At 72.2% G+C, this 23,443-nt stretch carries 25 protein-coding genes; 17 read left to right on the top strand and 8 right to left on the bottom strand.

The window, feature by feature from the left end; translation table 11 throughout:
• The first annotated feature begins 39 nt into the window (after window positions 1–39).
• Complete coding sequence (locus AB0F52_RS02100) at window positions 40–435, top strand: RidA family protein (protein WP_360163617.1); 396 nt, start codon at window positions 40–42, stop codon at window positions 433–435.
• Window positions 436–471: 36 nt separating this feature from the next.
• On the opposite strand, the gene AB0F52_RS02095 is transcribed toward AB0F52_RS02100, so the two are convergent.
• Both AB0F52_RS02095 and AB0F52_RS02090 read right to left on the bottom strand, forming a co-directional pair.
• The gene (locus tag AB0F52_RS02095; RefSeq protein WP_360163615.1) at window positions 472–600 is read right to left on the bottom strand and encodes a hypothetical protein; all 129 of its coding nucleotides are present in this window, start codon (window positions 598–600) and stop codon (window positions 472–474) included.
• Between the two features lie 207 nt (window positions 601–807).
• Window positions 808–1,650, bottom strand: coding sequence for a PaaX family transcriptional regulator C-terminal domain-containing protein (locus tag AB0F52_RS02090; RefSeq protein ID WP_360163613.1), 843 nt, complete (start codon window positions 1,648–1,650; stop codon window positions 808–810).
• 52 nt (window positions 1,651–1,702) lie between these two features.
• Here AB0F52_RS02090 and AB0F52_RS02085 point away from each other — a divergent pair, with 52 nt between their 5' ends.
• The 3 genes from AB0F52_RS02085 to AB0F52_RS02075 are packed head-to-tail and all read left to right on the top strand — an operon-like array spanning window position 1,703 to window position 3,578.
• Window positions 1,703–2,380, top strand: a complete 678-nt coding sequence (locus AB0F52_RS02085) for a GNAT family protein (RefSeq protein ID WP_360163611.1) — start codon at window positions 1,703–1,705, stop codon at window positions 2,378–2,380.
• Between the two features lie 43 nt (window positions 2,381–2,423).
• On the top strand, window positions 2,424–3,182 hold the full coding sequence (locus tag AB0F52_RS02080) for a hypothetical protein (protein ID WP_360163609.1): 759 nt from the start codon (window positions 2,424–2,426) through the stop codon (window positions 3,180–3,182).
• Window positions 3,183–3,218: 36 nt separating this feature from the next.
• Window positions 3,219–3,578, top strand: coding sequence for a PLDc N-terminal domain-containing protein (locus tag AB0F52_RS02075; protein WP_360163607.1), 360 nt, complete (start codon window positions 3,219–3,221; stop codon window positions 3,576–3,578).
• Between the two features lie 7 nt (window positions 3,579–3,585).
• On the opposite strand, the gene AB0F52_RS02070 is transcribed toward AB0F52_RS02075, so the two are convergent.
• Window positions 3,586–4,050 (bottom strand): MarR family winged helix-turn-helix transcriptional regulator, encoded by a 465-nt coding sequence (locus AB0F52_RS02070; RefSeq protein WP_360163605.1) that lies wholly within the window; start codon window positions 4,048–4,050, stop codon window positions 3,586–3,588.
• 98 nt (window positions 4,051–4,148) lie between these two features.
• Between AB0F52_RS02070 and AB0F52_RS02065 the strand changes: the two genes are divergently transcribed.
• Entirely contained in the window at window positions 4,149–4,571 is a 423-nt protein-coding gene (locus AB0F52_RS02065) for a nitroreductase family deazaflavin-dependent oxidoreductase (protein WP_360163603.1), read from the top strand.
• On the opposite strand, the gene AB0F52_RS02060 is transcribed toward AB0F52_RS02065, so the two are convergent.
• Window positions 4,568–5,728, bottom strand: coding sequence for an acyltransferase (locus tag AB0F52_RS02060; protein WP_360163601.1), 1,161 nt, complete (start codon window positions 5,726–5,728; stop codon window positions 4,568–4,570). The two genes, AB0F52_RS02065 and AB0F52_RS02060, sit on opposite strands and share 4 nt — an antisense overlap.
• Before the next feature lie 87 nt (window positions 5,729–5,815).
• On the bottom strand, window positions 5,816–7,108 hold the full coding sequence (locus tag AB0F52_RS02055; protein WP_360163599.1) for an FAD-binding oxidoreductase: 1,293 nt from the start codon (window positions 7,106–7,108) through the stop codon (window positions 5,816–5,818).
• Between the two features lie 90 nt (window positions 7,109–7,198).
• Here AB0F52_RS02055 and AB0F52_RS02050 point away from each other — a divergent pair, with 90 nt between their 5' ends.
• From AB0F52_RS02050 to AB0F52_RS02040, 3 genes are read left to right on the top strand one after another with little or no spacing between them, the layout of a single operon-like run.
• Window positions 7,199–8,083 carry a LysR family transcriptional regulator gene (locus AB0F52_RS02050; protein WP_360163597.1) on the top strand — a complete coding sequence of 295 codons (885 nt, stop codon included), beginning with the start codon at window positions 7,199–7,201 and terminating at the stop codon, window positions 8,081–8,083.
• 46 nt (window positions 8,084–8,129) lie between these two features.
• A complete protein-coding gene (locus AB0F52_RS02045; RefSeq protein ID WP_360163595.1) occupies window positions 8,130–8,933 on the top strand; it encodes an oxygenase MpaB family protein in 804 nt (267 codons plus the stop codon).
• Window positions 8,934–8,964: 31 nt separating this feature from the next.
• Window positions 8,965–9,924 (top strand): ATP-dependent DNA ligase, encoded by a 960-nt coding sequence (locus tag AB0F52_RS02040; protein WP_360163593.1) that lies wholly within the window; start codon window positions 8,965–8,967, stop codon window positions 9,922–9,924.
• Window positions 9,925–9,934: 10 nt separating this feature from the next.
• On the opposite strand, the gene AB0F52_RS02035 is transcribed toward AB0F52_RS02040, so the two are convergent.
• Window positions 9,935–10,696 carry a CDP-alcohol phosphatidyltransferase family protein gene (locus AB0F52_RS02035; protein ID WP_360163591.1) on the bottom strand — a complete coding sequence of 254 codons (762 nt, stop codon included), beginning with the start codon at window positions 10,694–10,696 and terminating at the stop codon, window positions 9,935–9,937.
• A 67-nt stretch (window positions 10,697–10,763) separates the two neighbouring features.
• On the opposite strand from AB0F52_RS02035, the gene AB0F52_RS02030 reads away from it, so the two are divergent.
• The 6 genes from AB0F52_RS02030 to ribA are packed head-to-tail and all read left to right on the top strand — an operon-like array spanning window position 10,764 to window position 15,725.
• Entirely contained in the window at window positions 10,764–11,726 is a 963-nt protein-coding gene (locus AB0F52_RS02030) for a zinc-binding alcohol dehydrogenase (protein WP_360163589.1), read from the top strand.
• 31 nt (window positions 11,727–11,757) lie between these two features.
• A complete protein-coding gene (locus tag AB0F52_RS02025) occupies window positions 11,758–12,156 on the top strand; it encodes a 6-carboxytetrahydropterin synthase (RefSeq protein WP_360163587.1) in 399 nt (132 codons plus the stop codon).
• Window positions 12,153–13,220 carry a glycosyltransferase family 4 protein gene (locus AB0F52_RS02020; protein WP_360163585.1) on the top strand — a complete coding sequence of 356 codons (1,068 nt, stop codon included), beginning with the start codon at window positions 12,153–12,155 and terminating at the stop codon, window positions 13,218–13,220. Before AB0F52_RS02025 ends, AB0F52_RS02020 begins: the two co-directional genes overlap by 4 nt.
• Complete coding sequence (locus AB0F52_RS02015; RefSeq protein WP_360163583.1) at window positions 13,217–14,050, top strand: class I SAM-dependent methyltransferase; 834 nt, start codon at window positions 13,217–13,219, stop codon at window positions 14,048–14,050. The genes AB0F52_RS02020 and AB0F52_RS02015 overlap by 4 nt, the downstream gene beginning before the upstream one ends.
• Window positions 14,047–15,066 (top strand): lysylphosphatidylglycerol synthase transmembrane domain-containing protein, encoded by a 1,020-nt coding sequence (locus tag AB0F52_RS02010; RefSeq protein ID WP_360163581.1) that lies wholly within the window; start codon window positions 14,047–14,049, stop codon window positions 15,064–15,066. Before AB0F52_RS02015 ends, AB0F52_RS02010 begins: the two co-directional genes overlap by 4 nt.
• A complete protein-coding gene (gene ribA, locus AB0F52_RS02005; RefSeq protein WP_360163579.1) occupies window positions 15,063–15,725 on the top strand; it encodes a GTP cyclohydrolase II in 663 nt (220 codons plus the stop codon). The genes AB0F52_RS02010 and ribA overlap by 4 nt, the downstream gene beginning before the upstream one ends.
• On the opposite strand, the gene AB0F52_RS02000 is transcribed toward ribA, so the two are convergent.
• On the bottom strand, window positions 15,714–16,412 hold the full coding sequence (locus tag AB0F52_RS02000) for a creatininase family protein (RefSeq protein ID WP_360163577.1): 699 nt from the start codon (window positions 16,410–16,412) through the stop codon (window positions 15,714–15,716). The genes ribA and AB0F52_RS02000 overlap by 12 nt on opposite strands.
• A gap of 29 nt (window positions 16,413–16,441) precedes the next feature.
• On the opposite strand from AB0F52_RS02000, the gene AB0F52_RS01995 reads away from it, so the two are divergent.
• The 3 genes from AB0F52_RS01995 (at window position 16,442) to AB0F52_RS01985 (ending at window position 20,048) form a co-directional block, all read left to right on the top strand.
• Complete coding sequence (locus tag AB0F52_RS01995; RefSeq protein WP_360163575.1) at window positions 16,442–17,242, top strand: inositol monophosphatase family protein; 801 nt, start codon at window positions 16,442–16,444, stop codon at window positions 17,240–17,242.
• A 138-nt stretch (window positions 17,243–17,380) separates the two neighbouring features.
• Window positions 17,381–18,865 (top strand): serine/threonine-protein kinase, encoded by a 1,485-nt coding sequence (locus AB0F52_RS01990; protein WP_360163573.1) that lies wholly within the window; start codon window positions 17,381–17,383, stop codon window positions 18,863–18,865.
• A gap of 124 nt (window positions 18,866–18,989) precedes the next feature.
• The gene (locus AB0F52_RS01985) at window positions 18,990–20,048 is read left to right on the top strand and encodes a glycosyltransferase (protein WP_360164581.1); all 1,059 of its coding nucleotides are present in this window, start codon (window positions 18,990–18,992) and stop codon (window positions 20,046–20,048) included.
• 83 nt (window positions 20,049–20,131) lie between these two features.
• On the opposite strand, the gene AB0F52_RS01980 is transcribed toward AB0F52_RS01985, so the two are convergent.
• Window positions 20,132–23,368 carry a GH92 family glycosyl hydrolase gene (locus tag AB0F52_RS01980; RefSeq protein WP_360163571.1) on the bottom strand — a complete coding sequence of 1,079 codons (3,237 nt, stop codon included), beginning with the start codon at window positions 23,366–23,368 and terminating at the stop codon, window positions 20,132–20,134.
• Between the last annotated feature and the right edge of the window lie 75 nt (window positions 23,369–23,443).

Raw genomic sequence — 23,443 nt, 5'->3', positions numbered from 1 at the left:
GACCGTCAATAACGCGAAAGATGGCGTACGGTGTCCCGCATGGAACGCATCAACCCGCCGGAGCTGGGCAAGCCGTCCGGGTTCTCGCACGCGGTGGTGGCCGAGGGGCGCGTCGTCTTCCTCGCCGGCCAGACCGCACTGGACGCGTCGAACAAGATCGTCGGCGACGGCGTCGTCGCGCAGTTCGAACGCGCGCTCGCCAACCTGCTGGCGTCGCTGCGCGCGGCCGGCGGCTCCCCGGCGGACCTCTGCAGCGTGACGATCTACATCGTCGACATGGTCGATTACCAGGCCCACGCGCGCGAAATCGGCGCGGTCTGGCGGCGGCTCGCGGGCTCGGAGTACCCGGCGATGGCGGGCATCGGCGTGTCCCGGCTGTGGGACGACGAGGCGCTGGTCGAGGTCCAGGGGTTCGCGGTGCTCAGCCGAGGTTGATCGCCTTCGCCGGATCCGGAGGGCCGGGAACGCGCGTCAGGCGGCTGCCATACCGGCCATGATCGAATCCAAGGTCCGCGCAGCGTCGGCGCGGCTCTTGAGGTGGATTCCGCGGTGCTGGACCGTCGCGCAGAGGCGGTTGATCACGTGGTGCATGGCGAGCATCGCCGCCTCTTGTGGCTGAATCGGGCGGTCGTTCAGCCGGAACTGCTCGGAGTAGTGCGGCTCGCCGGCCGAACTGTCGAAGGCGGCCTCCTGGAGGTACCCGGTCGGGTCAAGCTCGCGACAGCGTGAATGACACCACGAACCGTCATTTCACTTCCCCGCGTGGCGCACTCCGAGATTGCCGATGGCCGCCGATCGAGGGCCAGGTCACCCGAAGTTGATCGCCTTCGCGACGAACGCCCGGGCCGGCGTCTCCAGCTTTGCGTGCAGCTGGAAGAACAGCTCGGCCGCGCGGATTCCGGACCACCCGGCGGGCAGGAATTCCGCGGGCAAACCCGGGTCGAGGTAGGGCATCCGCCGCCAGCCGGTCAGCACGCGGACGTAGTCGGCGAAGGCCTGCTCGTCGGTCACGGACTTGCGGCGCAGCGCCGGGCCGTGCTCGTCGAGGAACGTCGTGTACAGCTCGTCCAGGCGGTCGAGGTCCCACCAGTCGCGGACCTTCGCCGCGACCTCGCCGAAGGCCAGGTGGTCGGCTCGGAACAGGTCCGCGTACCCGGCCAGGCCGAGCCGGGTGAGCGCTTCCTCGGTCGCCGCGTGGAGGTGGGCCGGGGCGATCCAGACGCCGGACGCCGCGGTGCCGAAGCCCATCCGGGCGAGCTGGGTGCGCAGGAGGTGGCGCTTGTGGCGCTCGGTCTCGGGCACCGAGAACACCGCGAGCAGCCAGCCGTCGGCCGCGGTCGCGCGCCCGCGGCGGAAGATGCGCTCGTCGCCCTCGCGCAGGATCTCCCGGGCTTCGTCGGACAGTTCGTACCCCGCCGTCGCGTCCCGCCGGACCGCTTCGAGGATTCCGCGGCGCTTCAGCCGGGAGATCGACGAGCGCACCGCGGGCTCGTCGACGCCGACGGCGGCGAGCAGGTCGATCAGCGAGGCGACCGAGAGCCACCCGCCTTCGGTGCGCGAATAGAGGCCGTACACCGTCACGATGAGCTGGCGAGGCTGGGCGGACCGGCCGGAGCCGTCCAGTTCGGTTGCCTCGGGTACGGCCGTCATCGCGCCACGATAGCAACTCCCGCCCGGATCGCTCCGCTACGATTTCGCCGCGATGCTGCCAGCCACCAAGGGGATCTTCGACCGGCTCACCCGCCGCGGCCGCCTGATGTCCAAGCGGACCTGCGACCGGCAGGGCCACGTGCTGCGCAGCGGGCGCTTCCTCTTCCGCACCCCGACCGCGTGGGAGTACGCCGCCGCCGTGGCCGGGGGCAGTGATCCGGCCGCGCAGCGGTGGCTCGGCTGGCAGCGCGATTCGATCGTCGCCGAACCCGTGCGCGCGGACGCGCTGCGGGTCGTGCCCGGTACCGGCCCGGACTGGACGTCCCCCGACCCGCAGTCCGTCGACCTGGTGATGATCGACGTCGAGGCCAACCGCTGCATCGGCCTGGTGAGCGTGCACACCGGCGAGGACGGCGGCCCGGAGACCGGCGGCTACCTCGCCCCGGGCTACCGCGGCCGCGGGCACGGGCGGGTGCTCTTCGCGGCCGGGCTGACGCTGGCGCACGAGCACCTCGGCCTGGCGCGGGTGCGGGCCGGCGCGGAAGTCGGCAACGTCGCCAGCGCGCGGTCGCTGCAGGCCGCCGGGCTCGCCCGGGTGGCCGGCCCGCCGACGTACCGGCTGCCGGACGGCCGGATCACCGAGGCGTGGTGGTTCCAGCACGACGTCCCGCGCCCGACGCGCTGCGGTGGGCCGCAAGCGACGTGGTTCCCGGTGTCTTCCGCGTGGTGAAACTTCGGCCGTCGCCGACGCTTTCCGCGGCTAACTTCGCCGCATGACTTCGCTTTCCGCTCCGGTTCCGCCCGTGCCCCTCGACGTTCCGCCGGGGAGCGTCGCCTGGCTGCGTGCGTCCGTGGCCCGCTTCAGCAACGGTGCCGACCACGTCCGGCGGCGCGCGCTGGCCGTGGACGCGCTGGCCTCGGTCGACGCGGATTCCCTGCAGGAGAAGGCTTTTCTCCGCACTCAGGGGATCGTCTCCGGCCTCGACGTCGTCGACGTGATGGCCGAGATCGCGCGGCCGGTGCCGGTCGGGGTGCTGGCCGAGGCGCTGGGCCTGCCGGACGTGTCGGCCGACGTCGTCCCGGTCGCGGCGGCTTACCACCCGCACGTGGAGCCGGGCGAGGCCGCCGAAGCGGCGTTGGGGCGGCTGGTCGCGGCCTGCGGCGGGCCGGCCGAACTCGCGGCGGCCCGGATCGGCCTGCTCGTCCAGGCCTGCGACGCCACGGCCGGCCTCATCGGCAACGGGCTTTTCGCGTCGCTGACCGGAAAACCCGCCGAGCAGCCGGTGCTCGCCACGCGCCGCCGGATCGGCGGCGAGGACGTCACGGTGTCCCTCGCCGGGACGCCGTTCGGGGCCGGGACGCGCGCGTGCCCGGGGTCGCGGCACGCCCTCGCGCTCTCGGCCGGCGTTCTCGAGGCGCTGCGCGGTTTTCGCCTGACAGAACCGGAAACGAGCTGGGTTTCGTCGCCGAATCTCCGGATGCCCTCGGTGCTGAGGGTGACCCGCGGTCGAACCGCCGGTGGGTTCTGCTAAGACTTACCGCGTCCATTCCTGGGGGAAGGCGGGGAATTGCTGTACTTCGACGGCCTGCTCGGCATCGTCACGTTCGGGTTGTGGATCTTCTGCTTGGTCGACGTGATCACGACGGACGAATCGTCCTGCCGCAACCTGCCCAAGGGACTGTGGTTGCTGCTCGTGCTGGTGGTGCCGCTGGTCGGCTCGATCATCTGGCTGGTGGCGGGCCGTCCGGACCAGGTGGCGCGGGCGCGCGGCCGGTACGAGCGGCACGCGCCGGCGTTTCCGGAGTACGACCGGCCGGGCCGGTTCGCGGCGACGAGCCCGGAGGACGACGAGGAATTCCTCCGCAGGTGCCGGGAACGCGCGGAAGCCCAACGCAAGCTGGCCCGCGAAAAGCGCGGCGACGAATAACGCGCGATCAGCAGGCGGGGCCTTCGCAGGTGCCGCGTTCGTAGGCTTCCAGCGTCGCGATCACCAGCTGCCGCTCGGCGGGGGTCAACGGCGTCAGTGCGTCGCTCCAGGCCTTCGCGCCGCGGGCCAGCCAGGCGTCGACCGCCGGGCGCTTGTCCGGGGCGATGCTGACGATCGTGCGGCGGCGGTCGGCGGGGTCCTCTTCGCGGTTCAGCACGCCTTGGCGACTGAGGTCGCCGACCATCAGGCTCGCCGTCGTCGGCGCCACCTGGAGGCGGGTGGCCAGCTCGGTGACCGTCATCGGGCCGTCGAAGAGCAGGTACGACAGCAGCGAAAGGTGCCTCGGCGCGAGCGCGCAGCCGTCCAGCTCCGCCGGCACCGGGGTGCGCTTCGCCCGGCCGACCAGCCGTGGCATGAGCAGCAGGAGCTGCCGCACGCCGTCCTCGACACTCGGTCCGGCCTCCGTTGACACCACTCACCTCCCATCGGTAGCTTTGCTTGCAAAGCAAACTCTTCGCCCGAGCGTACTCGCGCCCGGTCGAGCGTACCGGCCAGAAACAGGGGATCCCCATGACCGCGCCAGCCGACATGAACGACTTCAACAACCAGGTCGTAGCGGAATTCCGCGCCAACGAAGGCAAGGTGGGCAACTACTTCGAGGGCAAGAACGTGCTGTTGCTCACCACCACCGGCGCGAAGAGCGGAGCGGAGCGCCTGTCCCCGCTCGTCTACACGCGGGACGGTGACCGCTACGTCGTCGCCGCGTCCATGGGCGGCGCGCCGAAGAACCCGGCCTGGTACCACAACCTGGTCGCCAACCCGAAGGTCACGGTCGAGGTCGGCACCGAGAAGTTCGAGGCCACGGCCACGGTGATCGCCGACCGCGCCGAGCGCGACCGCCTGTACGCGGGCATGGTGGCGCACGCCGAGGGCTTCGCTGAGTACGAGACGAAGACCGACCGGGTCATCCCGATCGTGGTCCTGGAGCGCTAGGAAGCCACCGGCGCGGGCTCGGCGCGCGTCTCGGCGGGGCGTTCCGCTTCCCGCCGTTCCGCGCGCCGGGCTTCCTTGCGGGTGATGAGCTGCTTGCCGACGTCGATCAACGGCTTCTCGACCCAGCGGTGGATCAGGTCGGCGATCGCCAGGCCGACCAGGAACACCGTCAGCGCCGAGACCGTCCGGTGCGTCCCGAGCCCGGGCACCGCCTGCACGACGACGAAGTGCACCGGCCCCTGGAGCAGGTACAGCGAGTACGACCGCTCGCCCACGAACCGCATCGGGGCCGTGCTGAGCAGCCACCGCAGGGGGCCCGGGCTGACCAGCACGATCAGCAGGAGCATCGTCAGCGCCGCGTACGCGACCAGCAGCCACAGGTTGTTGCGGGTCTCGTGCCAGAGGTCGTCGAAGTTCGTGTGCAGCAGCGCGAACGCCACGACGATCGGGATCGCCGCCAGCGGGTGCGTCAGCGGCTTCAGCAGCGCGTACCCGCGGCGGTAGTGCAGCAGGATCGCCAGCAGGCAGCCGCCCGCCAGGATGAAGTAGTGGATCGTCGAGCGGTAGATCGCCGTCTGCGAGTACTCGAGGACCCAGCCGCCGGTGGTCAGCGGGACCAGCGCCAGCAGCGCGACCATCGCCGCGCCGACCAGCAGGAACTTGCGCTTCGCCGCGCCGATCCCGATCGCCACCAGCAGGAACGGCCAGACCAGGTAGAACTTCTCCTCGATCCCGAGCGTCCACGAGCCGCTGAAGAAGTTGTCCGCGCCGTGGGTGGCCGCCGGCAGGAATTCGTTGAGGAACGTCAGGTAGTACTTCAGTGCCTGCGGGAAATCGCGCGAGTAGAACTCGCCGCGCAGGACGACGAACGCGACGATCCCGCCGAGGATCACCAGGTACGGCGGGAGGATCCGGAACACGCGCCGGATGTAGAAGTTCGACAGCGAGATCCGGCCGGTGCGGTCCTGCTCGCGCAGCAGCAGCGTCGTGATCAGGAACCCGGACAGCACGAAGAAGAGGTAGACGCCGACCCAGCCGGAAAGCCACGTCCAGTTCGGGCCGCCGAAGTGGAAGAAGATGACCATCGTCGCGGCGAGCGCGCGCAGGCCGTCGAGCCCCGGGAACCGCCGCATGCCGAGGTAGTCCTCGTGGCTCATGGTGCGCAAGACGGTCCCCTATCGGTGCGGTGGCCGGCCGAGTATATGGCCACGATTTGCGCTCCTTTTCCCCGGCCGGTGCGCGTATCACCAGGCCCGGAACACGTTCCCGGCGTCGTACCGGGACCTCAGCTCCCGGAGCCGCCGCAGGTCGGCGGCCGGAAAAACGCTCTCCGCGAGCTCCTCCGGTGCGTGCTCGCCGTAGACGAACGGCAGCAGCCGGCCGGCCGTCCACGGCGCCAGCGCGTCGAACAGCTTCGCGTGCGCGCTCCGGATGGCCGCGACGCCGTCGTCGCCGACCATCGACAGCGCCCGGACGACGAACTCGGCCGAGGAGTCCCAGCCCACGCCCGGGGTCTCCGGCGTCCGGGCGAGTGCGCCGCCCAGCCGGTCGATGATGAGCACCGGCGGCGCGGCCGCGCCCGGGCCGGCGTGCTCGACGATCGCGTCGAGCATGGCGTCGTTCAGCTGGGCGACGGTCGCATTGGTGCCGTGGTAGCCGTGCGGCTGCCGCGGCTCGGCCGCGATCGAGCCCGACTCGGTGAACGGCATCGGCCGCAGCGTGTCCGCCAGTGCGGGGGCGACCGCGCGCAGCGGCGCGACGAGGTCGTCGCCGTCCTCGCCGAGGTAGGCGATCCGGACCTGGGCGATGTGCCGGCCGCGTACGGGCTCGGGCACCATCGGCAGGTCGGGGTACTGGATCACGGCCAATGACGTGGTCAGCGTGTCCGGCGCAGCCGCCGACCACGTCCGCCACGCCCGCAGCACGGCCGGCACGTCGGCGCTGTCGAAGGTGAGGCTGCCGCCGTAGAGGTCACTGACCGGCAGGAGGTCGAACTCCATCGCCGTGACGACGCCGAGGCCGGCGCGGCCGCCGCGCAGGGCCCAGAACAGGTCCGAGCCGGGCTCGGCACGCCGGATTTCGCCGTCGGCGGTCACGACGTCGAGGGCGCGGACGTGGTCGGCGGCGCGGCCGTACCGGCGGGCCATCAGCCCGAAGCCGCCGCTGAGCGTGTAGCCGACGACGCCGACGTCCGGGGACGAGCCGCTGAGCGGCGCCAGGCCGGACCGGCCGGCGGCTTCGATCACGGCCTCCCACCGGACACCGGCTTCGACGCGGGCGGTGCGGGCCGCGACGTCGATCTCCACGCCGGTCATCCGCCGGGTGCTGATCAAGACGCCGTCGGTCCCCGCCGTCAGGCCGTGCCCGGTCGCCTGGACTGCGACGGGCAGCCGGTGCTCGGCCGCGTACCGCACGGCGGCGGCGACGTCCGCGGCGCTTTCGGCGGCGACGACGGCCGCCGGCGAGGTGGGCACCGCCGTCTGGAATCCGGCGGCTTCTTCGGTGTAACCGTCTTGGCCGGGGTGGAGGAGGTTCATCTCGGGTCCTTTCGTTCGCTGCTTCCAGCTTCGGACGATCTCGGTCAGAAGTCCAAGATCTGGTTTGTCTACTGGCTAGAATCAGTGCTTATGGAACTGCATCAACTCGCCTACTTCGTCACCGTGGCGGAGGAAGGGAACTTCACGCGCGCGGCCGAGCGGCTGCACGTGGCCCAGCCCGGGGTGAGTGCGCAGGTCAAACGCCTGGAGCGGGAGCTCGGGCAGGAGCTGCTGGACCGCTCCGGCCGGACGGTCCGGCTCACCGACGTCGGCGCCGCGGCCCTGCCCCACGCCCGGGCCGCGCTGGCGGCGGTGCAGGGCGTGCGCGAAGCCGTCGACGAGCTGGCCGGGCTGGTCCGCGGGCAGGTGGCGATCGGCATGGTGACCTCGGTGGGCCCGGTCGGGCTGCCCGACCTGCTGGCCGGCTTCCACGACCGGTACCCGGCGGTCGAAATCACGCTCTCGGAGGCCGATTCCGACACCATGCTCGGCGCGCTGCGCGAGGGACGGCTCGATCTCGCCGTCGTCGGCATCTCGACGGCCCCGCCGTCCGGCATCGCGACGCAGGTGCTGATCGAGGAGCCGTTCCTGGCCGTCACCGCGCCGTCCGGTCTGCTGGCCGGGCGGGACGAGGTCGAGATCCCCGAACTCGACGGCCTGCCGCTGATGGCCCTGCCGAAGGGGACGGGCCTGCGCACGGCGTTGGACGCGGCCTTCGCGCGGGCCGGGCTGACCCCGCGGATCGCGTTCGAGGCGGCCGACCCGAACGTCCTGGTGCAGCTGGCGATGCGGGGGCTCGGCGTCGCGATCGTGCCGGAGTCGCTGGCCCGGTACCACCAGGCGGAGCTGGCCGTCGTCGGGCTCCGCGGGCCGGGGCTGCGGGGGATGCTGGCGCTGGCGTGGCGGACGAAGGGGCCGTTGAGCCCGGCCGCGCGGGCGTTGATCGCGTTCGCCCGGGCGGCTTACCACTCTTGACGTGTGGTCAACAACCGCGTTCCCTGGAGGCCGAGGAGGTGCGCCGATGACCGAATCCGCCCTTCGCGACGCCGTCGTGGGCGCCGGGCTGCTGGCCGGCAGCGCGAACGTGATCATGCAGCTGTCCCGCGCGCCCGTCGGGCACGGCGTCCTGGAGAGCCGCGTCGACAGCGGCAACCTCTTCCGCCACCCGGTGAAGCGGACGCGGACCACGCTGACCTACCTCGCGGTCGCGACGATGGGCACCGACGCCGAGCGCGCGGCCTTCCGGAAGGGCGTCAACCGAGTCCACGCCCAGGTGCACTCGACCGCGTCGAGCCCGGTCGCCTACGACGCCTTCGACACCGACCTCCAGCTGTGGGTCGCGGCCTGCCTGTACAAGGGCATCGAAGACGTCCTCCTCGCCTTCGCCGGGGGTGAGCCGGAGCGGTTCTACGCCGACGCCGCCGCCCTCGGGACCACGCTGCAAGTGCCTCCCGAAAGGTGGCCCGGCGACCGGGCGGCCTTCGAGGAGTACTGGGCCGGCGGGCTGGCCGAGGTGAGCATCGACGACACCGTCCGCCGCTACCTCACCCGGATCGTCGACCTGGAGTTCCTGCCGCCGGTCGTCGCCCTGCCCGGACGGCGGTTCCACCGGTTTGTCACCACCGGGTTCCTCCCGCAGCGCTTCCGCGACGAAATGCGGCTGCCCTGGACCGCCGCCGACCAGCGCCGCTTCGAGGCGCTCCTCGCCGCGCTGGGCCTGGTCGTCCGCGTCCTGCCCGGGCCGCTGCGGCGGTTCCCGTTCAACGTCTGCCTCGCCGATCTCCGGTGGCGGTTGCGCACCGGGCGTCCGCTCGTGGGGAGTTGACCGCCTCGCGCGGGACCGCGAGGGTGGGCGGATGAGCGGCGATGAGATGAGGCACGGCGTCAAGCTGAGCAGTCTCGACCAGGAGGTCTTTCCCGACGCGGGAGTCACCAAGCGCGAGCTGCTCGACTACCTCGAAGCGGTGTCCGGCCGGATGCTGCCGGAGCTGCACGACCGGCTGCTGAGCGTGGTGCGGGTGCTGCGCGGCCAGGGGCCGTTCATGCAGAAGAACCTGCCGAAGTACACGCCGGAATGGGTGGAGCGCCGGGCGCTGTGGGCCGATCGCTCGCGGCGCGAAGTCACCTACGCGCTCTGCAACGACCTGCGCACGCTGCTGTGGTTCGGCAACCAGCGCGCGATCGAGTACCACACGTCGCTGTTCCGCGGCGAGCCCGCGAGCGGGCCGACGCACCTGATCCTCGACCTCGACCCGCCCCCGGACGCCCCGTTCTCGCTGGCCGTCGGCGCCGCGAAGCTGGTGCGGCAGGCATTGCGCGACGACGGCCTCGACGGCGCGGTGAAGACCAGCGGTTCCAAGGGCGTCCACGTCTTCGTGCCGCTCGCGGCGGGCCAGCCGACCGAGGACATCGCGGCGGCGACCCGCGCGGTGGCGGCCCGCGCCGAGCGGATCGACCCGGCGCTGGGCACGACGGAGTTCGTGGTCGAGCGCCGCGAAGGCAAGGTGTTCCTCGATTCGACGCGAGCCGGCGGCGCGACGGTCGTCTCGGTCTACAGCCCGCGCCACCGCCCGGGCGCGCCGGTGTCGTTCCCGGTCCGCTGGGCCGGCCTCGACGACGTCAAGCCGGCCGACTTCACCGTGCACACGGTCCCGGACCTGCTGGCCGACGGTGACCCGTGGACCGAAGAGATGCCCGAGCCGTTCATGCTGCCCGCGGACCTGGTCGAGGAGGGCCACACGATCCCGATCGCCCGGGTGGTCGCGATGCACGAGGGCAAACGCCGCGCCCGCGCGGCCCGCGAGTCCGGCTCCTGATGGCTGCTGGTCAGGCGGCCTGGTTGTGGCCGTAGCCCAGCGGCCGGCGCAGGGACGCGCGGGTGATCGCGACGATCCGGGCCGGCCGGTGCGAGACCGCGACGCGGTGGCGGGCCAGCCAGACGACGTCCCGGCCGAACGACCACGCCAGCGAGGCCAAGGCGACCGCGACCAAAACCCACGTCACCGACGCCGGCAGCAGCTCCGAGACCGCGACGACCAGGACGACCCCCTGCACGGCCGCGACCGTCTTGCGGGCCATGCTCGGGTACAGCGGCGCGGTCAGCCAGGGCATGGTCCACGAGGCGGCGACGAACACGTACCGCATCAGGCCGATCGCGAGCACCCACAGCCCGAGCGTGCGGGACACCTGGATGCACAGCAGCAAGATCAAGAACGCGTCGACCTCCATGTCGAAGCGCGCGCCGAACTCCGATGACGTCCCGGTGCGGCGGGCCACCTGGCCGTCGAGACCGTCCAGGAGCAGCGCCACGCCGACCAGCCCGACCAGCCACCAGAGGGAAAAATCACCCTCGGCGATCAGCGCCGCGGCGCAGCCGACCAAGATCGCGCGGGCGAAGGTGATCCAGTCCGCCGGTCCGAAGGCGCCGCGGCCGCTGCGGCGCAGCCCCCACTCGGTGAGCAGCACCAGCGCGAGCACGTAGACGACGCCGGTCGCCCAGGCGAGCGGGGTGAAACCGCTCGTGACGACCCCCGCGGCGAACACCGGCGCCGGCACCGCCGCGCGCAGGAGAAGGTCCTGTTTGATCATCGTCGACTCCGCGAATTGCTCATAGGGTGGCGACACCAGCCTCCGGTCGCCCGCTGAGGAGAAACACGTGGAACAGGCTTTCTGGGTTCAAAGTCCCGGCTCGGGACAGCTGTGCGAGGTGCGGCTGCCCGCGCCCGGACCGGACGACGTGCTCGTCCGCACGCTGTGCTCCGGGGTGAGCCGCGGCACCGAAACCCTCGTCTTCCGCGGTGGTGTCCCGGCGAGCCAGCACGACGTCATGCGCGCGCCCTTCCAGGAGGGCGAGTTCCCCGGCCCGGTGAAGTACGGCTACCTCAACGTCGGTGTCGTCGAACAGGGCCCGGCGCACCTCGAGGGCAAGACGGTCTTCTGCCTCTACCCGCACCAGACCGCGTACGTCGTCCCGGCGACCGCGGTGACGCCGGTGCCGGACGCCGTCCCGCCCGGCCGGGCGATCCTCGCCGGCACGGTCGAGACGGCGGTGAACGCCGTGTGGGACGCGCGCCCGCGGCTCGGCGACCGGATCGCCGTCATCGGCGCCGGGATGGTCGGCTGCAGCGTCGCGAAGCTCCTCACCGGCTTCCCGGCCGCGCGGGTGCAGCTGATCGACGTCGATCCGGCCAAAGCGGACATCGCCGCCGCGCTCGGGGTCGAGTTCTCGACGCCGGACGAGGCGCTCGGCGACTGCGACCTCGTCGTGCACGCGAGCGCGTCCGAGGCAGGCCTCACCAAAGCCCTGGAACTGCTCGCGCCGGGAGGGGAGGTCGTCGAGCTGTCCTGGTACGGCGACCGCCGGGTCAGCGTCCCGCTCGGGGAGAACTTCCACTCGCGACGGCTGGTGATCCGCAGCAGCCAGGTCGGGACGGTCGCGCGGCCCGACCGCAGCTACGCCCAGCGCCTCGGCGTCGCCCTGGATCTGCTGGCCGATCCGGCGTTCGAAGCGCTGGTCAGCGGCGAGTGCATGTTTAACGATCTTCCGTCCGTGCTACCCCGGCTGGTCGCCGATGAACTTTCCGCCCTGTGCCTCCGTGTCATGTATCAGCCGCAGTGACCACGTCCACCCGAACGCATCGGAGGTCTTGGTGTTCAGCATCACCGTCCGTGACCACGTGATGGTCGCCCACAGCTTCCGCGGGGAAGTCTTCGGTCCCGCGCAACGCCTGCACGGGGCGACTTTCGTGGTGGATGCGACGTTCCGCCGGGCCGAGCTCGACGAGGACAACATCGTCGTCGACATCGGCAAGGCCACAGAGGAACTCGGGGCGGTGCTGAGCGACCTGAACTACCGCAACCTCGACGACGAGCCGGAGTTCAAGGGCATCAACACCTCGACCGAGTACCTCGCGAAGGTCGTCGCCGACCGCCTGGCCGACGCCGTCCACGCCGGCCGCCTCGGCGAAGGCGCGCGCGGCCTCGACGGGATCACCGTCTCGCTGCACGAATCGCACCTCGCCTGGGCGAGTTACGAGCGTGCCCTGTGAACTCCCTTTACGTGATCCTCCCCGGGGACGTCGACGACTCGACCGTCCCCAGTGGCGGCAACACCTACGACCGCCGGATGTGCGACCGGCTCGCCGCCGCCGGTTTCGACGTGCACGAGATCGCCGTCTCCGGCAGCTGGCCGCGGCCGGACACCGAGGCCCGCGCGGTCCTCGGCCACCTGCTCTCCGCGCTGCCCACCGGCTCGGCCGTGCTGCTCGACGGCCTGGTCGCCTGCGGCGTGCCCGAGGTCGTCGTCCCGCAGGCGCGCCGGCTGTCGGTGTCGGTGCTGGTGCACCTGCCGCTGGCCGACGAGACGGGCCTGCCGCCCGCCCTCGCCGCCGAACTCGACGCGCTGGAGCGCGAGACGCTGCGGGCCGTCGGCTCGGTCGTCGCGACCAGCGAGTGGGCCGCGCGCCGCCTGATCGGCCACCACGGCCTGGCCCCGCACCGCGTGCACTCGGTGACGCCGGGCGTCGACCCCGCGCCGCTCGCCGTCGGCACTGACGGCGTGTCCCGCCTGGTCTGCGTGGCCAACGTGACCCCGCGCAAGGGCCAGGGCGTGCTCGCCCAGGCCCTCGAAACCGTCGCCGACCTGCGCTGGACCTGCGAATGCGTCGGCGGGATCCGCCGCGAGACCAAGTACGTCGAGCGGCTGCGCGAGCACCGGCTCGGCGCCCGGTTCACACTCACCGGCCCGCGCACCGGCGCGGCGCTCGAGGCGACCTACCACACCGCCGACCTGCTCGTGCTGCCCTCGCGCGCCGAGACCTTCGGCATGGTCGTCACCGAGGCCCTCGCCCGCGGCGTGCCGGTGCTGACCACCGACGTCGACGCGCTGCCCGACACGGTCGGCGTCGCCCCGGACGGCTCGGTGCCCGGGATGCTCGTCCCCGGTGACGACGTCGAGGCACTCGGCGCCGCCCTGCGCCGCTGGCTCACCGAGCCCGCGCTGCGGAACCGGCTGCGCGCGTCGGCGAAGCTGCGCCGCGAGACCCTGACCGGCTGGGACCACACCGCCCGCCGGATCGCCGAGATCCTGCACCGGCAGGAGGCGGCGGCATGACCGCGTTCGCCCCCGACTGGCTCTACCTGCGCGAACCCGCCGACGCCGCGGCCCGCGCCACCGAGCTCCTCGACCCGCTCCGCGCGTTCCTCCCGGCCGGCGAGGAGCTCGTCGTCCGCGACCTCGGCTGCGGCACCGGCTCGCTCGGCCGCTGGCTGGCCGCCCGCCTGCCCGGCAGCCAGCACTGGATCCTGCACGACCACGACACCGACCTGCTGGCCCACGCCCAGGCGAGCCTCCCGGGCACCGCGCTCGACGGCAGCCCGGTCGACGCCGTCGCCGAGCAGCGCGACATCACCGCGCTGCGGGCCGCCGACCTCGCCGGGACGTCGCTGGTCACCGCGTCCGCCCTGCTCGACCTGCTGACCAGGGACGAAGTCACGGCCCTGGCCACCGCGGTCGTCGAAGCGGGCTGCGCGGCGCTGCTCATGCTGTCGGTCACCGGCAAGGTGGAGTTCTCGCCCGCCGACCCGCTCGACCCCGCGCTCGCCGCCGCGTTCAATGCCCACCAGCGCCGGGTCACCGAAGACGGCCGCCGGCTGCTCGGCCCGAACGCCGTGGACGTCGCCGCGACCGCGTTCGGCAGGCTCGGCGCGACGGTCGTCCGCGCGGACAGCGCCTGGCGGCTCGGCCCGGACCAGGCCGAACTGCAGCGGCAGTGGCTCGAAGGCTGGGTCGGCGCCGCCGTCGAGCAGCTGCCGGAGCTGCGCCCGGTCGCCGACGTCTACCTGCAGCGGCGGCTGGAGATGGCCCGGTCCGGCGAGCTGCACGCGGTGATCCACCACGGTGACCTGCTGGTCCTGCCGCCGAGCCGGGAGGTGGCGGCGTGAAGCGCGCACTGGCCTGGCTGCGGATCCTCGGCGCGGTCGGCATCCTGGCCGTCCTCGTCTGGCAGCTCGGCAGCGCCGCCTTCCTCGACGGGCTCGGCCGGATCAGCGCCCCCGGCGTGCTGGCCGCCCTCGTCATCGGTTTCGCGACGACGCTGTTCAGCGCGGGCCGCTGGCAGATCGTCGCCACCCGGCTCGGCCTGCGGCTTTCGCTGCGCACCGCCGTCGCCGACTACTACCGCGCGCTGTTCTTCAACGGCGTGCTGCCCGCCGGAGTCCTCGGTGACGTCCACCGCGCGGTCCAGCACGGCCGCGACAGCGGGGACGTGCCGCGCGGCGTGCGAGCCGTCGTCCTGGAACGCACCGCGGGCCAGGTCGTGCTGATCGCGTCCGCGGTCACCGTCGTGCTCGCGTCGCCGGACGTCGTGCCCGGCGCGTTCCGCGAGGTCGTCGTGGTGGCCGGGGTGGTCGTCGTGCTCGCCGCCGTCGCCGCGCTGGTCGTCGGCCGCCTGCTGGGTGGCCGCTGGATCCACAGCCCGTCGAAGTGGCGCCGCGGCTTCGCCGCCACCCTCGCCGACGTCCGGCTCGGCCTGCTGACCCGCGAGACGTGGCCCAGCGTGGGCTTCCTGTCCGTGGCGACCCTGGCCGGGCACCTGGCGCTGTTCGTCGTCGCCGCCCGCGTGGCCGGGGTCGGCGCGCCGGTGTGGCAGCTCGTGCCCCTGATGGTCCTCGCGCTGCTCGCGATGGGCCTCCCGCTCAACGTCGGTGGCTTCGGCCCGCGCGAGGGCGTCTGCGCCCTGCTCTTCGGCGCGGCCGGTCTGGGAGCCGCCCAAGGTGTCACCGTCGCCGTGGTCTACGGCGTGCTCACGCTCGTCGCGAGCCTGCCCGGCGCCGGTGTCCTGTTCGTCCGGAGTGTCGCCGGGTTCCGCGAGACCCGCGCTCCGCACACCGGTGTCGTGCCCGCGCCGCGCACGGCGGCCGACACCGGGATCGAATCGGAAGTGGGGTTGAAGTCATGACCGCAAGTGACGTCAGTGATCTTGCCGGAGGTCTACCGCGCCGGGCGGTGGTCGAGCGGGTCGTCGAGACCCGGCTGCCGACCCGGCACGGGACGTTCCGCGCGTTCGGGTACCTCGATCGCACCGGCACCGAGCAGGTCGCGCTGGTCTACGGCGACGTCGCCCCGCTGGGCGCACTGGTCCGGGTGCACAGCGAATGCCTGACCGGCGACGTCTTCGGCTCGACGCACTGCGAGTGCGGCGACCAGCTGGCGGTGGCGCTGGACCGGATCGTCGAGGAGGGCTCGGGCGTGCTCGTCTACGTCCAGGGCCACGAGGGCCGCGGGATCGGCCTGTTGGCGAAGCTGGAGGCGATGCGGCTGCAGCAGGACGAGGGGCTCGACACGGTCGACGCGAACGTGGCCCAGGGCCTCCCGGTCGACGCCCGCGACTACCACGCGGCGGCGGGCATCCTGACCGACCTCGGCATCCGCTCGGTGCGGCTGCTGTCGAACAACCCGGCGAAGGTCGAACAGCTCACCCGTTACGGAATCCGGATCAGCGAGCAGGTTCCACTGCTGGTTCCGCCGAATCCGGAGAACCTGCGGTACCTGCGGACGAAGGCCGAGCGGATGGCCCACCTGCTGCCGCACCTGGGCCAGGCGTTCTCAGGCGCCTAGGACCTCGAGGACGCCGGCGAAGCGCTGGACCAGCGTGTCCAGCACGACGTGCCCCTTGGCCGCGCTCGCCAGCGAAGGACGGCCGACCACCCCCGACTCCGTGTACGCCCGCAGGCCCAGCGTCAGCAGGTGCTCCCGGTCGGTGACGTGGTCGGCCGCCTCGTACTCCGGGCGGACCAGGTGCGGGTGGGCGTGCAGCAGGATCGACGTCTCCAGCTCGCCCGCGTGCATGTCGTCGTCCAAAGACGTCCGCAGGCCGGCCGCGGTGTGCGCCGCCTGCCAGTCCGCGACCCCCGGGAACAGCGCCATCGCGCCCGCCGCCTCCTGGACCACATTGGACAGTACGTAGTTGCCGCCGTGCCCGTTGACCAGCACGAGCCGGTCCACCCCGGACGCTTTCAGGGACGCGGCGACGTCGGTGACCACGGCGTGCAGGGTGCGCGCCGAAATGCTCACCGTGCCCGCCCACCCCGCGTGCTCCTGCGAGCACGAGATCGTGATCGGCGGCAGGTGGAGGACGGGGTACGCCTCGGCCACCGCGCCGGCGAGGGTGGCCGCGATCACCGTGTCGGTGGCCAGGGGGAGGTGCGTGCCGTGCTGCTCGAAGCTGCCGACCGGCAGCACCGCGACCGACGCCCGCCGCTCCTGCTCGTCGGCGGTGGTGGCGAGCGGGAACAGATCGGTCATGCGCGCGTCCCTTCTCTAGGGTTGGTGGCATGACCGAGCATGCCGCACTACTGGACGTCGCGCGCGAGGCCGTGGCGAAGGCGACGGAGATCGTCCGGTCGCGCCCGAGTTTTTCCGTTTCCGCGAAAGGCGATCGCGACCTGGTGACCGACGTCGACACCGCGGTCGAGGACGCGCTGCGGGAGTTCCTCACCGCCGAGACGCCGGAGATCGGGATCCTCGGCGAGGAGCGCGGCCGCAGCGGGGACGGCGGTGGCCGCTGGTGGGCGCTCGACCCCATCGACGGGACCGCGAACTTCGCCCGCGGAATTCCGCTCTGCGGGATTTCCCTGGCGCTGGTGGACGGCGAGCACAGCACGGTCGCCGCGATCACGCTGCCGTACCTCGGCGTCACGTACACCGCCGCGCGCGGCGAAGGCGCCTTCGCGAACGGAACGCGCGTCGGCGCTTCCACCGCGACGGAAATCTCCGACGCGATGATCGCCGTCGGGGATTTCGCGATCGGCGAGCTCGCCGAGGAGAAGAACCGCGCGCGACTGACGTTGCTGTCGGACCTCGGCGCGCGGGCGCAGAAGATCCGGATGCTCGGCACCGCGGCCATCGACCTCGCCTGGGTGGCGGACGGAAAGCTCGACGCCGCACTGATCCTGTCCAACAACCCGTGGGACACCATGGCCGGCGTGCTGCTCGTGCGCGAGGCCGGTGGTGCCGTCGTGGACCGCGACGGCAGCGAGCACACGGTCGGTTCGGCGGCGACGATCGCGGTCGGCGCCGGGCTGCGCAAGGAGATCGTGGACGCACTTGATCGGGCGTACGGGGTTGTTCGTTAGGATTCCTGGGTACACCGTGGGCGGCGCCACAGCGCTCGTTTGCGCTGTCCGCGCAAGGTTTTCGGTTACGTTGGTACCGGTCGGCCGCGCAGGCTGGCATGCTGACCGGATCTCGTCGGCCACATCGGAGAATGGTGGATGCTCGTGGAAAGTCGCCGGATCCGCGATCGGTACCGGCTGCTCGAGCCGATCGGCGGCGGCGCGATGGGCACGGTGTGGCGAGCCCAGGACGAAAAGCTCGACCGCACCGTGGCGATCAAGGAACTCCTGCTGCCGCACGACCACGACGAGCAACGCACCCAGGAGGCGAAGAACCGCGCGATGCGCGAGGCGCGGATCGCCGCCCGGCTGCAGCATTCCCACGCGATCACCGTGTTCGCCGTCCTCGAGGAGGAGGACCGGCCGTGGCTGGTGATGGAGTACCTGCCGTCGAAGAGCTTGGCCGTGGTGCTCGGCGAGGAGCCGGCCACGGTGGACGACGCCATCCGCGTCGGCGTCCAGATCAGCTCGGCGCTGGCCGGCGCGCACCGCGCCGGGGTCGTGCACCGCGACGTGAAGCCGGCCAACATCCTGGTCTCCGAGGACGGCACGGCGAAGATCACCGACTTCGGCATCTCGCGCGCGATCGGTGACGTCAAGCTGACGGCCACCGGGGAGATCGCCGGAACGCCCGCGTACCTGGCGCCCGAAGTGGCCCGCGGCGAGGACGCGGACTTCGCCGCCGACGTCTTCTCGCTCGGCGCCACGCTGTACGCCGCCGTCGAGGGGCAGTCGCCGTACGGCACCGCCGACAACCCGATCGCCTTGCTCTACAAGGCCTCCAGCGGCGAGATCGTGCCGCCGGAGAAGGCGGGCCGGCTGACGCCGCTGCTGCTGCGGATGCTCGCCTCCGAGCCGGCCGAACGCCCGTCGATGGACGAGGTCGAGCAGGAGCTGCTGGCGTTGCTGCCGGACGCGGAGCCCGGTGACTCGGTGCTCGCGGCGACGGTGCCGGAAACCGAGCCGCCCGCGGTCCCGACCGTGCCGGCCGCCGTCTCCGTGCCCGTGGGCGAGGTCACCACGGTGTCGCCGGGCGCGCGCAAGGGCCTGATCGCCGTCGGGGCGGGCGCGGCGCTGCTGTGCGTGGCGGTCGTCGTGGCGATCCTGCTCGTCGTGCGGCAGCGAGCACCGCAGGACAACAACGTGGCCGCACCGCCGTCGCAGACGCCGTCCACCTCGGCGTCCGCGACCCCCTCGGCGTCATCGCCGGCGCCGTCGTCTTCCCCGTCGCCGACGCCGCCGACCTCGGCCACCTCGGCTCCGCCGACTTCGCCGACGGTTTCGACGGTGTCTTCGTCCAAGACGGCGGCGCAGGCCCTGAGCGACTACTACTCGCTGCTCCCGAACAATCCGCAGGCGGCGTGGAACCTGCTTACGGACAAGTTCAGGGCCTCGCGCAACCAGACGTACGAGAGGTACAAGAGCTTCTGGGGCCAATACCGGAAGGTGGAGGCGTCCAGCGTCAAGGAGGTCGGGACCAACCAGGTCACGGCGCACGTCACCTACGACGGGGCCAAGGGCGAGAACGACACCTTCACGATGGTCCAGGTGAACGGAATCTGGATGATTGACTCGCAGAGCTGAACCTTCCCGGCTCGGGGTGCGTGTGACGTATGAGCCGTCACCGCCGTCGATCCACGCTGGAGGTAGCCGTGTCTGTTTCCGAACCCGACCTGCTCCGGCGTGCGCGATGAGGCCCGCCGACCCGATGGTGTTCATCCTCCCGGCCGCGCCGCCGGGCAGCGACACCTACGACAAGCGGATGTGCCAGAACCTGCCCGCCGTCGGGCAGCCGGTGCTGGAGCTGCCGATCGCCGGCGACTGGCCGGAGCCGGACGCGACGTCGAGACGGAGGCTGGCGCGGTCGCTCGCCGCGCTGCCGGACCGGACGGTCGTGCTGCTCGACGGCATGATCGCCTCCGGCGTCCCCGAGATCGTCGTCCCGCACGCGCGGCGGCTGCGCCTCGCCGTGCTGGTGCACCAGGCCCTGGCCGACGAGCCGGGGCTCACCCCGTCGCACGCCGCGGAGCTGGACGCGTGCGAGCGCGAGACGCTGCGGATGGCCGGCATGGTCGTCGCGACCAGCCCGTGGCTCGCCCGGCTGCTGATCGACCGCCACGACCTGGACCCGGGTCGCGTCTACGTCGCCAAGCCCGGCACGGACGCGGCCCCGCTCGCGGCGGGCGCGGACGGCGTGTCCCGGCTCCTCTGCGTGGGCGACGTGACCCGCCGCAACGGCCACGACGTGCTGGTCCAGGCCCTCGGCGAGGTCGACCACCTGGCCCTGTCGTGCGTCTTCGCCGGCTCGCTGGAGGCGGACCCGGCGTACGTCAGCGAGCTCGGCTGGTCGATCGAGCGCCTCGGCCTCGGCAACCGCATCACGTTGGCGGGCGACGCGGTCGACCTCGGCGCGGCGTACAACGCGGCGGACCTCCTGGTCATCCCGGCCCGCGCGGCGACATCCGGCATGTTCGTGGCCCAGGCGCTGGCCCGGGGCATCCCGGTACTGGCCGCCGAGGTCGGCGGGGTGTACGACGCACTGGGCGTCGACGCCGACGGCGAGATGCCGGGCCTGCTGGTCGAGCCGGACGACCCGTTCGCCCTGGCCGACGCGCTGCACCGCTGGTACGCGGACCCGGAGTTGCGCCGCTCGTTGCGTACCGCAGCCTTGGGCCGGGGAAGCGCACTGGAGGAGTGGGAAGTGGCGGCCCGGCGGCTGACCCACGTCCTGTCGCGGCTGGCGTCGGAACCGCGGATCGTCGCCTGACGGCCTCGCCAGGACGCCCTTGACCCTCGCCCTGACCTGGCGGAACGGTTCGCCGGGAAGCAGGCCGCCGGCGAACCGGACCGTCACGCCAAGGTGAGCGCGTAGATCTCCACCCGCGGGTCGTTCGGCAGGCTCACCGACTGCACGGTCTTCCCGCCGTCCAGCTCACCGGAAATCCCGAACAGCCGGACCGGCGGCCCGTCCACCCCGCTCCCGGCCTTGATCCGGTGCGGCATCTCGAGCACCACCGGGCTCCCGGATCCCGCCCAGTCGCCGAAGGTCACGGCCAGGTCGGCGCTCGTGCCGTCGGTGTAGTGCGCCGTCAGCGTCGTCGACACCGGCCCGTTGTGCGACGCCCCGGCCAGCTTCAACGCCGCGTGCTGACCCGCCGGGAGCAGCAGCGACTGCCCGCGGGCCTCCACGAAGTTCGCCGCCGTCCCCGAGGCGTCCGGCGCCGCGTACGTGACGCCGTCCCAGACCACCGGCCCGGCCGCCGGGAGCAGCGAAGCGTCGTAGCTCCAGCCGCCGCCGTCGAAGTTGCCTTCCGTGGACGCCGACACCGTGGCCGTGCCGTCGTGGTTGCGGTCGCGGCCCAAGTCCACCGCGCACTGCGGGCCCGGAGACACGCACGCCGACGGCGTCCGGACCTCGATCGTCGCCGAGCGGGTCACCGTGTTCGCGCCCAGGCCCGACACCGTCACCTGCACCGGGTACGTCCCGAGGGCCGCGCCCGCCGGCACGGTCACCGTGATCGGCACCGTCCGCTGCACCGGCAGCCGTCCCGACCAGATCAACTCCCACGGCTGGACCCGGGCCTTCCACGGCGACGTGACCGACACCGTCACCGGCTGCAACACCGGGTTCTGGGCCACCACGTCCAGGTCGAGGTGGACCTGCTGCGCGGCGCCGGCCGGGATCACCACGGACGTCTGCCGCAGCGAAGCGTCGACGTGCCGTCGCGAGTCGCCCGGCGCGTTGTTCACCGAAGGCGGTGCCGCGGCCGGCGAAGTTCCCCAAGAAGACGGCCGGGAGCCGAGCTGGTGGGCCAGCGTCCCGCCGTGCGCCAGGGAAGCCCAGTCCAGGGACGTCTGCCGGACGTCCCGGCCGTTGAGCGACACGCGCTGGATGTACCGGTTCGCGTCGCTCGCGCCCGGCGCCGACACCGTGAGCGTCCCGCCCTGCGCGGACCCGTACTGTCCGATCCGGACGGTCGCCGACTCGAACTGCGGGCTCGACAGCGCGAGGAAGTTCGCGCCGCTCATCGTCGGGTACAGGCCGAGCGACGAGAAGACGTACCAGGCCGACATGGTGCCGAGGTCGTCGTTGCCGGTCATGCCGTCGGGGCCGGTGGTGAACAGCGTCATCGCCGCGCGGACGACGGTCGCCGTCTTCGCCGGCGCGCCGACCCAGTTGTACGTGTACGGCGCCAGCAGGTCGGGCTCGTTGTTCGGGTTGTACGTCGCCTTGCCGTAGTAGTCGTACGGGCTGGCGATCCAGTCCTTCCGCGCCGTACCCGCGGGATCGGTCAGCAGCTTGTCGTAGGCGAAGAAGGAGTCAAGCCGCTTCTCGGTCGGCTTCTTGCCGCCCATCAGCGAGACGAGCCCGCTCGGGTCCTGCGGCACGAGCCACTGGTACTGGTAGGCGCCACCCTCGTGGAACTGGTGGCCGGCGTCGACCGGGTTGTACGGCGTGACGAAGGTGCCCTCGGTCGTGCGCGGGCGGAACTGCTGGATCGAGGAGTCCCACAGGTTCTTGTACCACTGGCCGCGGTCGGCGAACAGTTTCGCGTCGGCGCCGTGGCCCAGCCCGCGGGCCATCAACGCCAGCGCCGCGTCGGCCGCCGAGTACTCCATGGTCGCCGACGCCGGGTGCTCGCAGTCGTTGTCGCCGCCCTTGGCCGCGCAGTCCTTGCCGAGCTCCAGCCCGCTCGGGATGTACCCACGCTCGTTGTAGTAGTTGACGCCGGAGCGGCCGTTGTACGGCGAATCGGCGGGCGGCGTGCTCGTCGCGTTCTTCTTGAGCAGCGCGTACGCCTCTTCCTCGTGCCCGGCGAGCAGGCCCTTCGACCACGCCTCGACGAGGAACGGCGTCACCGGGTCGCCGGTCATGATGTTCGTTTCGCTCTCGGCCAGCGCCCACCGCGGCAGCCACCCGCCGTCGCGCCCGGTGGCGACGACCGACAGCGCCACGTCCCGGGCGACCTGTGGTTCCAGCAGCTCCAGCAGCTGGTTCTGCGGCCGGTAGGTGTCCCACAGCGAGAAGTTCTGGTACGGCGTGTAGCCGCTCGCGGTGTGCACCTTGCCGTCGAAGCCGGTGTACGCGCCGTCGGTGTCGCCGGCCAGGTTCGGGTGCAGCTGAGCGTGGTAGAGCGCCGTGTAGAACGCCGTCTGCCGCTCGGTCGTGCCGCCGGCGATCTTGACCGCGCCGAGCCGGTCCGCCCACTGCTGGTGCAGCGCGGCCCGCGTCGCATCGAAGTCGAAGTTCGACGTCTCCGCCGCCAGGTTCTTCCGGGCGCCGTCGAGACCGGTGTAGGACAGGCCGACCTTGAGCACGACGTCGCGGTCGGTGGTCGCGTCGAAGCTCGCCCAGGCGCCGTTGCCGCCGGTGCCCGCGGCGTCGCGGCTGCCCGGCGTGCGCGTCGAGTCGCGCCAGGTGCCGAACGAGCTGAACGGCCGGTCGAACGTCGCGGTGAAGTAGACGGTGTGTTCGTCGTGCCCGGCGCAGAACCCGCCGGCCTTCACCCGCCCTTCGAGCGTCCGGTCGCCGACGACGTGGATCTCGGAGTCCTTCACGGACTGGTTGGCCTGGCCGGTGTTGAACAGGACGTTCGCCGCGCCGGTCGACGGGAACGTGTAGCGCTGCCACCCGGTGCGCGCGGTCGCCGTCAGTTCCGCGTCGACGCCGTACTTCTTGAGGCCGACGCGGTAGTAGCCGGGCTCGGCGTGCTCGTCGTCGTGGCTGTACTCGGACCGGTAGGCGTTCTTGTCAACGTTGTCCACGGCGCCGGTGGTCGGCATGATCGGCAGCTCGCCCATCACGCCGCAGCCGACGCCGGACAGGTGCGTCTGGCTGAAGCCGTAGATCGCGTTCTGCAGGTAGTCGTAGCCGCCCTGCCCGCCGGTGTCCGGGCTGACCTGCACCATTCCGAAGGGCGCACTGGCGCCGGGGAACGTGTTCCCGAAGTTCTGCGTGCCGACGAACGGGTTGACCAGGCTCACCGGATCGACCGGCGTGGCGGCGGCCGCGGTGGCCTGGGTCGTGGCGGCGACCACGAGCACGGCGGCCGCGGCGGCGATCAGTGGTCTGCTTGGCGACCCCATGGGGCGCGCACCTCCCAGGTGACAACGTTGTCAGAAGCGGACTGTCCAGCAGCTTTTCACATCGGGGGGCATTTG

This window comes from Amycolatopsis sp. NPDC024027, assembly GCF_040638975.1.
Lineage (GTDB): Bacteria > Actinomycetota > Actinomycetes > Mycobacteriales > Pseudonocardiaceae > Amycolatopsis.
The sequence above is the reverse complement of the archived record's forward strand: the minus strand, read 5'-3'. Positions and strand labels throughout refer to the sequence as shown.